Below are 915 nucleotides of genomic sequence, written 5' to 3'. Positions count from 1 at the left end.
CGATCGATCGGCACGTCCGCGAGCTTGACCGGCTGGCGGAAGATCTGGCCCTGCTCGACCGCGAGATCGCGCAGGACGCCATCGACGATTCCGCGGTCAACAGATTGATGACGATCACCGGCGTCAACTTGGCGGTCGCTGCCGGCATCATGGCGGCGATCGGCGACATCAGCCGGTTCAACAGCCCGCAGAAGCTGGTGAGCTATTTTGGGCTGAACCCGCGGGTGCGGCAGTCCGGACTGGGCGCCGCCCATCACGGCCGCATCAGCAAGATCGGCCGCAGTCACGCGCGCGCCATGCTGGTCGAGGCGGCCTGGGCAGCGGCCAAGGCGCCCGGTCCGCTGCATGCGTTTTTCGTGCGCATCCGCGCCCGGCGCGGCCATCAGATCGCCGCGGTGGCCGTGGCCCGGAAGCTCACCGTGCTTTGCTGGCATTTGTTGACGAAGGGCGAGGATTACCTGTGGGCGCGCCCGGCACTGGTCGCCATTAAGACCCGCGCGATGCAGCTTCAAGCCGGACATCCGCAACAGAAAGGCAGCCGGCGTGGGCCAGCGTATGCCTACAACATCAAGGCACTGCGCGACCGCGAGATGTTGATTGCCGCACAGGCGGAGCAAAGCTACGAGCGCTTGGTGACGCAATGGAAACCACGGCGGCCAAAAACCGGCGCGCGGGCGCCTCAACTCGGCAAGACAAAATAGGGCAGCCTGGTGGCGCTTGCAGCCGATGCGCCACGCTTCGCCACGAGGTCGCCCGCCCACCCAGGATAATCCCGCCTGACGGCAAGTGCCAGCCAGGAATGCAGTCCCGTTCCACGCCAGCATGCCGCCGTGCTCGGGCCGGTCAAGGCCAAGCCTTGCGGTGGCCGCAAACGCGGCCAGCCTTGACCGCCCCTGCGCGCGGCGGCTGCGAGAT

At 67.2% G+C, this 915-nt stretch carries 1 protein-coding gene; it reads left to right on the top strand.

Annotation, left to right across the window (positions count from 1 at the left end; translation table 11 throughout):
- On the top strand, positions 1-701 hold a 701-nt coding region (locus tag IVB36_RS00535; RefSeq protein ID WP_247390190.1), incomplete at its 5' end, for a transposase.
- Positions 702-915: the final 214 nt, after the last annotated feature.

Origin of the sequence: Bradyrhizobium sp. 35 (assembly GCF_023073215.1) — a bacterium.
Taxonomy (GTDB): Bacteria; Pseudomonadota; Alphaproteobacteria; order Rhizobiales; family Xanthobacteraceae; genus Bradyrhizobium; species Bradyrhizobium canariense_D.
Note: the sequence above shows the minus strand (reverse complement) of the source record. Positions and strands in the feature narration are given on the sequence as shown.